General features: G+C 67.8%; 6 protein-coding genes. 2 read left to right on the top strand and 4 right to left on the bottom strand.

Annotated features, from left to right (window positions below):
* Positions 1-1238 (top strand): nitrate/nitrite transporter (locus A9W96_RS17005; RefSeq protein ID WP_067141450.1); only part of this gene is annotated, 1238 nt, incomplete at its 5' end.
* Between the two features lie 2 nt (positions 1239-1240).
* Here the strand turns inward: A9W96_RS17005 and A9W96_RS17000 are convergent.
* On the bottom strand, positions 1241-2536 hold the full coding sequence (locus A9W96_RS17000; protein WP_067141447.1) for a DNA polymerase domain-containing protein: 1296 nt from the start codon (positions 2534-2536) through the stop codon (positions 1241-1243).
* A gap of 57 nt (positions 2537-2593) precedes the next feature.
* Between A9W96_RS17000 and fadD2 the strand changes: the two genes are divergently transcribed.
* On the top strand, positions 2594-4273 hold the full coding sequence (fadD2, locus tag A9W96_RS16995; protein WP_067141443.1) for a long-chain-fatty-acid--CoA ligase FadD2: 1680 nt from the start codon (positions 2594-2596) through the stop codon (positions 4271-4273).
* A gap of 25 nt (positions 4274-4298) precedes the next feature.
* Here fadD2 and A9W96_RS16990 read toward each other — a convergent pair whose 3' ends face one another.
* From A9W96_RS16990 to A9W96_RS16980, 3 genes are all read right to left on the bottom strand, one after another.
* Positions 4299-4661: an ATPase gene (locus A9W96_RS16990; protein ID WP_066881377.1), complete on the bottom strand. Its 363-nt coding sequence runs from the start codon at positions 4659-4661 to the stop codon at positions 4299-4301.
* 1009 nt (positions 4662-5670) lie between these two features.
* The gene (locus A9W96_RS16985; RefSeq protein ID WP_067141441.1) at positions 5671-7872 is read right to left on the bottom strand and encodes an acyl-CoA dehydrogenase; all 2202 of its coding nucleotides are present in this window, start codon (positions 7870-7872) and stop codon (positions 5671-5673) included.
* A gap of 137 nt (positions 7873-8009) precedes the next feature.
* A partial coding sequence (locus A9W96_RS16980) for an alpha/beta hydrolase (RefSeq protein WP_067141438.1) occupies positions 8010-8741 on the bottom strand: 732 nt, incomplete at its 5' end.

Raw genomic sequence — 8741 nt, 5'->3', positions numbered from 1 at the left:
TCGCCGAGCACGTCGGCTTCAGCGTGTGGATGCTGTGGAGCATCGTGGTGGTGCAGATGACGGCCGGGGCGCACGGGCACCCCGCCGCGTCCGGGTGGGCGCTGACCGCCAGCCAGGCCCTGTGCCTGGTGGCCGTGCCCAGTGGTGTCGGGGCGTTCCTGCGGCTGCCCTACACCTTCGCGGTTCCGCTGTTCGGCGGTCGCAACTGGACGACCATCTCGGCGGCGCTGCTGCTGATCCCCTGCCTGCTGCTGGCCTGGGCGGTGAGCCATCCCGGCATCCCGTTCGCCGCGCTGGTGGCGATCGCCGCGACCGCCGGGTTCGGCGGCGGCAACTTCGCCTCGTCGATGGCCAACATCTCGTTCTTCTACCCGGAGAAGGACAAGGGCTGGGCGCTCGGCCTGAACGCGGCCGGCGGCAACATCGGGGTGGCGGTGGTGCAGAAGATCATCCCGCCGATCGTCATCGCCGGCGGCGGGATGGCGCTGTCGCGCGCCGGACTGTTCTACGTGCCGCTCGCGGTGGTGGCCGCGATCTGCGCCTTCCTGTTCATGAACAACCTCACTGAGGCGAAGGCCGACGTGAAGCCCGTGCTGGAGTCGTTGCGGCACCCCGACACCTGGATCATGTCGCTGCTGTACATCGGCACCTTCGGTTCGTTCATCGGCTACTCGGCCGCCTTCCCCACCCTGCTCAAGACGGTTTTCGGGCGCGGTGACATCGCCCTGGCGTGGGCCTTCCTGGGTGCCGGCATCGGATCGGTCATCCGGCCGCTCGGCGGCAAGCTGGCCGACCGGATCGGCGGCGCCCGCATCACCGCGGCCAGCTTCGTGATGCTGGCGATCGGGGCGGCGGCCGCGCTGTGGGCGGTCAACGCGGTCAACCTGCCGGCCTTCTTCGCCAGCTTCATGTTCCTGTTCGTCGCCACCGGCATCGGCAACGGTTCGACCTACCGGATGATCTCGCGGATCTTCAAGATCAAGGGTGAGCTGGCCGGGGGCGACCCCGACACCATGGTGGGCATGCGCCGGCAGGCCGCCGGTGCGCTGGGCGTCATCTCGGCGGTGGGCGCGTTCGGCGGGTTCGTCGTCCCGCTGGCCTACGCGTGGTCGAAATCGGAGTTCGGCAGCATCGAACCGGCGCTGCGGTTCTACATCGTGTTCTTCCTCGCCCTGCTCGGCGTCACCTGGTACTGCTACCTGCGCAAGCACAACGCGATCACGCGGGTCGGGATCTAGCGTCAGGACGGCTTCTGCCGGCCGCCGTATCCCTGCCCCTCCTTTTTCCAAGGGCTGTAGTCGGCGATCAGCTCTTCCTGCGGAGGCCGTTGGTCTTCGGGAACGTGCTGCAGGTTGATCCGGATCCGGTACCAGATCGAACTGGGCCCGCGCATCCCGTCGACCAGGACGTCGATCGGCTGCAGTCGGCCGGCCGCCGCGGGATAGCGCTCGCGCCAGACGTCCAGCGCCGCCACCGCCTCGTCCTTGGTCTTGGTGCGGGCGATCTCGATCAGCGGCATCGCCGACTGCCGCCTGCCGCCGGTGCCCTTGCCGCGCGTGCCCGACCCTCTCGGGGCGCGCTCGGGCGGCCCCATCTCCTCGGCCAGCACCAGCAGCCGGTCGAGTGCGCCGACGGCGTCGTCCATCCCGGCCCAGGGGTCGCCCAGTTCGGCGAACCGGGCGGGCACGGTGTCGATGGTGAACGCCTCGGGCCGGCAACCGGCGACCTCGTCCCAGTGCAGCGGTGTCGAGACTCGCGCGTCCGGCGTCGCCCGCACCGAGTAGGCCGACGCGACCGTGCGGTCCTTGGCGTTCTGGTTGAAGTCGACGAAGACGCCCTCGCGTTCTTCCTTCCACCAACGGCTGGTCGCCGCCTCGGGCACGCGCCGCTCGACTTCGCGGGCAACGGTCTGCGCGGCCAGCCGCACCTGGCGAAACTCCCAGCGCGGCGCGATGCGGGCATAGATGTGAAAGCCGCGCGACCCCGAGGTCTTGGGCCACGCGGTCAGGCCGTAGTCCTCGAGCACCTCGCGGGCCACCAGCGCGACGTCCACGATGCGTCGCCAGGAGACCCCGGGCATCGGATCCAGGTCGACCCGCAGTTCGTCGGGGTGATCGAGGTCGTCGGCCAACACCGGGTGCGGGTTGAGGTCGACGCAGCCCAGGTTGATGGCCCAGGCCAGCCCCGCGGCGTCGTGGATCACCGCTTCGGCGGCGGAAGTGCCTCGGGCGTAACGCAGTTCGGCAACGTCGATCCAGTCCGGCCGTTTGGCCGGGGCGCGCTTCTGGAACACCGCTTCTTCCGTGATGCCCTTGACGAAGCGCTTCAGGATCATCGGGCGGCCGGCCACACCGCGCAGCGCGCCGTCGGCGACGGACAGGTAATAGCGGACCAGGTCGAGCTTGGTGTACGGGCCGCCGGAGAATCCAGTGGTTTCGCGGCCGCTCGCGCGGGGGAACACCACCTTGTCCGGATGGGTGATCGTGACCTGGCGCCCGGCCACCTCCAGCGAAACCGGACGGGTCATGCGGTTCATGCTAATTCGCCAGAATTTCTGGCCGTACTGAGACGGACGTCACATAAGGTGGATTCCATGCCTAACCTCCTCGGCCTCCCCGGTCAGGCCGCCGCGAAAGTTCAGCAATACGTCGAACGCGGCTCGGCCGAACTGCACTACGTGCGCAAAATCTTCGAATCGGGTGCCTTCCGGATCGAGCCGCCGCAGAACTACGCGGCGATGGCCGCCGACATCTACAAGTGGGGCGAGTTCGGCATGTTGCCGGCGCTCAACGCCAGGCGCCATCCCGACCGCGCGGCGTGCATCGACGAAGAGGGTGAATTCACCTACAAGGAGCTGGACGACGCCGCGCACGCGGTCGCCAACGGGCTGATCGACAAGGGTGTCAAGGGCGGCGACGGCGTCGCCATCCTGGCCCGCAACACGCGTTGGTTCCTGATCGCCTACTTCGGCGCCGCCCGGGTGGGCGCCCGCATCATCCTGCTCAACAGCGAGTTCTCCGGACCGCAGATCAAGGAGGTGTCCGAGCGGGAGGGCGCCAAGCTGGTCATCTACGACGACGAGTACACCAAGGCGGTCAGCAAGGCGTCGCCGGAGCTGGGCAAGCTGCGGGCGCTCGGGACCAACCCCGACAGCGACGAGTCGTCGGGCAGCGAGGACGAGACGCTGGCCGACCTGATCGAGCGCAGCGACAAGAAGCCCGCGCCCAAGGCGAGCAAGCACTCGTCGATCATCATCCTGACCAGCGGCACCACCGGCACCCCGAAGGGCGCGAACCGCAGCACCCCGCCGACGCTGGCGCCCATCGGCGGCATCCTGTCGCATGTCCCGTTCAAGGCCAACGAGGTGACCTCGCTGCCCGCGCCGATGTTCCACGCGCTGGGATTCCTGCATGGCACGATCGCGATGTTCTTGGGCTCGACGCTGGTGCTACGCCGGAAGTTCAAGCCGCCACACGTGCTGGAAGACATCGAGAAGTACAAGGTGACCGCGATGGTCGTCGTCCCGGTGATGTTGTCGCGGATTCTCGACACGATCGAGAAGATGGACAAGAAGCCGGACCTGTCCAGCCTGAAGATCGTGTTCGTATCGGGATCGGCGCTGGGAGCCGACCTGGCCGAGCGGGGCCTGAAGGACCTGGGCCCGGTCATCTACAACATGTACGGCTCCACCGAGATCGCCTTCGCCACCATCGCCGAGCCCAAGCACCTGGAATTCAACTCGTCGACGGTCGGGCCGGTCGTCAAGGGTGTGAAGGTCAAGATCTTCGACGACAACGGCAAGGAGCTGCCGCAGGGCGACGTCGGGCGCATCTTCGTCGGCAACGCCTTCCCGTTCGAGGGTTACACCGGGGGCGGCAAGAAGCAGGTCATCGACGGCCTGTTGTCGTCGGGAGACGTCGGCTACTTCGACGAGAACGGCCTGCTCTACATCAGCGGGCGTGACGACGAGATGATCGTCTCCGGCGGCGAGAACGTCTTCCCGGCCGAGGTCGAGGACCTCATCACCGGGCATCCGGACGTCGTGGAGGCGACCGCGATCGGCGTCGAGGACAAGGAATGGGGCCACCGGCTGCGCGCCTTCGTGGTGAAGAAGGACGGCGCCGACCTCGACGAGGACACCGTCAAGCACTATGTGCGCGACCACCTGGCCCGCTACAAGGTGCCGCGTGAGGTGGTCTTCCTCGACGAACTGCCGCGCAACCCGACCGGAAAGATCCTCAAGCGCGAGCTGCGCGAAATGGACGTCGACTAGCCCGGTACGGCTGGCGCCAAGCGAGTCAGCGGCGGTCTTTGATGGCGCGGGTGATCTGCGCTGTGAGCTTCGGATCGACCAGGAGCTGGTCAATGAGCGCGGTGAGGACTTCCTGGCCGGTCACCCGGGCGACCCCCAGCCGGTCGGCCGCCTCCCGCTGCCAGATGTCGAGCGCCCGGTGCGTGGCCGCCGGCAGGTCCACGGTGCGACGCGTCCGCTGGGTGCGACCCGGCTGGGCGGCCGGCTGGGCGGCGATGCGGTGGCCGCCCGGTTGCCCGAGGCTGGTGAGGCGTTCGGTCGGCGCGGCGTCTCCCGACGGGCCGCCGGCCGAGTTGGGGGCGCGAAAGGCTCCGACGCTGGGTCCGCTGTGGCTGCTGTTGAAGTTCACTTCGGTGTCTTCCTCCGTGAGTGCCAATCAGTAAATCAGCGCTCGGTGCCGTTGTGTCAATACTGATTCTGTCACCGAGGCCAGCGTAAGTCGCGTCGCCGGGCCGCCCGGGGGCCGGTCGGCCGCCGGGCGCGTCGAACCGCAGTTGCGTGCCGCGCACGCCGGCCCGTTCCGCAGATTCTCTCGCAAATGGATAAATGTAGCTGTCTGCATGTAACCCGGTTGCGTGTGATGCTGAATGGCGTGGACAAATTTGACGGGAAGGGCGCGGAATCAGCGAATGCGATAATGCGTGAAAGCGGACGTCAGTAGATACGCGTTCGGTGAGCCAGTAATTCAGTAGATTGCCGTTGAGCTGGGAAAACCGGGATGGTGTGGCGCCGGCATCAGTATTTATGACGAACTGAATTGCATAAATTCGCATCGGAAATAGGCGCCAGTATTCGCGCCGGTGCGACGTCGTTGTTGTCTAATTCACAATCCAAAAAGCGAATTGCACTTGTTTGCTCAGAAATGTCCCACTAACGTTTTTGTTATCGATAGCAAGTGGTTGGAAGGAATGACTCTAATGATCTTCGGGCGATCATTACGCGGCGCGGCCGCAGGTGTCATAGGTGCCGGGGCTGTGGCCGGCGCGCTGCTTATCGGCGGCGCCCCCATGGCTGCGGCCGCTCCTGCGCCCGCAGCCACCACCAGCTTCGCCAGTGCCGGGCCGCACAGCGGACCGGGCTTCATCCCCGATCGCCCCGGCGGTCGCGGATGGGGCGGCCATGATGGTCGGGGAAATGGCAACTGGGGGCACGGCAACTGGGGCCACGGCAACTGGGGCCGTGGCTACTGGGGCCCCCAGCACTGGTGGAACTGGTGGTGGTGACCACCATCTCCGCGCGGTAAGCGGCCGTCGCCGACACGCCAACCCTCGGGATGGCCGACCGCGTATGGGGGGACCCATGCCGGCCTGACTTCGTCAGGTCGGCATGGCCCTGTTTGGGGGCACTTTCGCGACGGCTTACGGGTCGCGGGGGAGGCCCAGCAACCGTTCGGCGATGATGTTCAGCTGCACCTCGGAGGTGCCGCCGTAGATCGTAGTGGCGCGGCTGGCCAACAGGTATTCGCCCCACTTGCCGGGCAATTCGTTGGGGTCACCGATCGCGGCATCGGTGCCGAACGACGAGACCGCGAATTCGGCATAGCCCTGGCCGGTGCGCATCGACAGCAACTTGGAGATCGCTGCCGACGGCATCGCGTCCCCGCCGGCGAGCGTCAGCAGCGTCGAGCGCAGGTTGAGCACCTTGGCCGCGTGGCCCTCGGCGATCAACTGGCCGGCGCGATGCTGGGCGATCTGGTCGAAGTGGCCGTCGCGGACGAACTCGACGAACTGGGCCAGCGTGGCCAGGAAGTTGGCCTCGCTGGACCCGATCGACACTCGCTCCGCGGTCAGCGTGTTGCGGCTGACCTCCCAGCCCCGGTTGACCTCACCGAGCACACACTCGTCGGGCACGAACACGTCGTCGATGTAGACGGTGTTGAACATGGCGTTGCCGGTGAGCTCGCGCAGCGGCTTGACATCGACGCCTTCGCTTTTCATGTCCAGCAGGAAGTAGGTGATGCCGGCGTGTTTCGGGGCGCTGGGGTCCGTCCTGGCCAACAGCGCGCCCCACTGGGAGAACTGCGCGGCGGTGGTCCAGATCTTCTGGCCGGTGATGCGCCAGCCGCCGTCGGTGCGGGTGGCCTTGGTGGTGAGGCCGGCCAGATCCGATCCGGCGCCCGGTTCGGAAAACAGCTGACACCAGATCATTTCGCCGCGCAAGGTCGGCGGCAGGAACCGTTGCTTTTGCTCCTCGGTGCCGAACGCCACGATCGACGGCACGATCCAGGTCGCGATCCCGGTCTGCGGCCGCTTGACCCGCCCGGCGGCGAATTCCTGGGCGATGATGATCTGCTCCACCGGGCCGGCACCCCGCCCCCATGGCCTCGGTAGATAGGGCAGCACCCAACCACCCTCGGCGATGGCGACCTTGCGTTGCTCACGCTCGATCTCCTTGAGCGCGGCGACTTCCGCGCGAATTTCCGCCCGCAGCTTCTCGGTGTCGGGATCGAGATCGATGTCCACCGCCCGCATCCCGGTGGTGGTGGCCGTGTCGACCACCTTCTGCGGGTAGTCCGCACTGCGGCCGAAGGAGGCGGCCAGCAGCAAGGCCCGGCGGTAGTAGACGTTGGTGTCGTGCTCCCAGGTGAAGCCGATCCCGCCGTGCACCTGGATGCAGTCCTGCGCGCAGCGCTGGGCGGCCGCCGGCGCCAGCGTCGCCGCCACGGCGGCGGCGAACTCGACATGCGAACCCGCTGTGTCCCAATCATTTTCGCGGGCTTCATCGATCGCGCGGGCGGCATCCCAGACGGCCGCGGTGGCCCGCTCGGTGTCGGCGATCATCTCGGCGCACTTGTGCTTGATGGCCTGGAACTGGCCGATCGGCCGGCCGAACTGCTCGCGGATCTTGGCGTAGTGCGAGGCGGTGTCGGTCGCCCAGCGCGCCACACCGATGGCCTCGGCGGACAGCAGCGTCGTCATCAGCGCGTGCGCGGTCGCCATGCTCAGGTTCGTCAGCACGACGTCCTCACCCACCTCGACGGCGTTGGCTCGCACGTGGGCGACGGGTCGTAGCGGATCGAGGCTCCTCACCGGCTCGATCTCGAGCTCATCGGCGCGCAGCACCACCCAGGCCTCGCCGCTGTCGATCGCGACCGGCAGCACCAGCAGCGTGGCCTGCCCCGCCGCGGGCACCGCGCGGACTTCGCCGCGGATCACCAGCGAATTGGCGTGCCGGGTGGCGGTCAGCGCACTGCAACTCAGTCCGAAGGAGGCGATCTCGGCGCCCGACGCCAGCTCGGCGAGCACCTTCGCGTCCGGGTCGTGCGCGGAGATCAGGGCGCTGGCGATGGCCGACGGCACGAACGGGCCAGGCACCGCCCCGTAACCGAATTCGGCCAGCACGATGGCCAATTCGAGGATGCCGAAGCCCTGGCCGCCGACGGACTCGGCCAGATGGACGCCCTGCAGTCCCTGCTCGGCCGCCGCCTGCCAGTACGGCGGAGGGTTCTCGAGGGGAGTCTCCATGGCCGCGTGCAGCGTCTCCGACGGCGCAACGCGCGCCACCAGCGATCGCACGGAATCGGCCAGCTCTTGATGCTCGGGATTTATCGCGATCGGCATTGGTCGCCTTCCGTTGCTGCAGGACGCCGTTTCGGCCAAGTACCTTCCAAGCTAACAACCAGTCGGTTGGTTGACGACATGGGCTCGTGGCCTCCCGCTGCCGGGCGCCGCGGGTCGCCACCGGCCGTTCGCGGCGATCAGCGCCACCGCTTGTTGATCCAGTGGGCGATGATGTCGGCCTGCTCGGTGCGTGCGCCCGGGGTGGTGAAGTAGTGGTCGGTGTCCACCGAGGCCTGCGTCTTGTCGGTGCCGGCGAGCGCGTCGAAGATGCGTTGGGCATCCGAGGGGAACACCCCGGTGTCGGCCTCGGCGTTGATCACCAGGGCGGGACAGGCGATGCGGGCCAGGTGCGGTTCGGCGCGGGTTTGGGCCACCCGCAGGCTCCACATGCCCAGCCAGTTGCGCAGCGTGCAGGCCGCCGCGATGCCGTGCGCCGAGCGGTTCGCCTTGGCCGGCGCGCCCGCGTAGCACATGTTGGGTGCCCGCTTGGTGGGCTCGATGCTGGCGTCGACCATCCGAGGATCGGCCCAGGTCCGCATCACCGAAAACGGCCGGTCGGAAAACCCCGCCGCGCGAACGCGTTTGAGCTCGGTCTCGGCCCAGTCGGTGATGGCGTGGTTGCGTGCGGTCTGCGCGCTGCGGTACCGGGCGAGAAACTCCGGCGAATAGGGCGGCCCGTTGCGCTCGTTGAACAGGTCGAGGTCGTCGTCGGTGGCGACGGGGTCGTTCTCGTCGACGACGGCGGCGTCCATCCATGCGGTGAGCACCTCCGGGCGTCCGGGATGGGCGGCGGTGGCCACGTACCCGTCGGCGGGTGGCAATTCGGTCACCCCTGCCGCCGGGCGCATCCCGTCCAACGCAGTGACGTT

The sequence above is a fragment of the Mycobacterium sp. 1245852.3 genome (assembly GCF_001669335.1).
Lineage (GTDB): Bacteria > Actinomycetota > Actinomycetes > Mycobacteriales > Mycobacteriaceae > Mycobacterium > Mycobacterium europaeum_A.
Note: the sequence above shows the minus strand (reverse complement) of the source record. Positions and strands in the feature narration are given on the sequence as shown.

Bases quoted from the DNA above. Each gene is read 5' to 3' on its own strand.
- A9W96_RS17000 (WP_067141447.1), bottom strand. From the start codon at position 2,536: ATGAACCGCATGACCCGTCCGGTTTCGCTGGAGGTGGCCGGGCGCCAG.
- fadD2 (WP_067141443.1), top strand. From the start codon at position 2,594: ATGCCTAACCTCCTCGGCCTCCCCGGTCAGGCCGCCGCGAAAGTTCAG.
- A9W96_RS16985 (WP_067141441.1), bottom strand. From the start codon at position 7,872: ATGCCGATCGCGATAAATCCCGAGCATCAAGAGCTGGCCGATTCCGTG.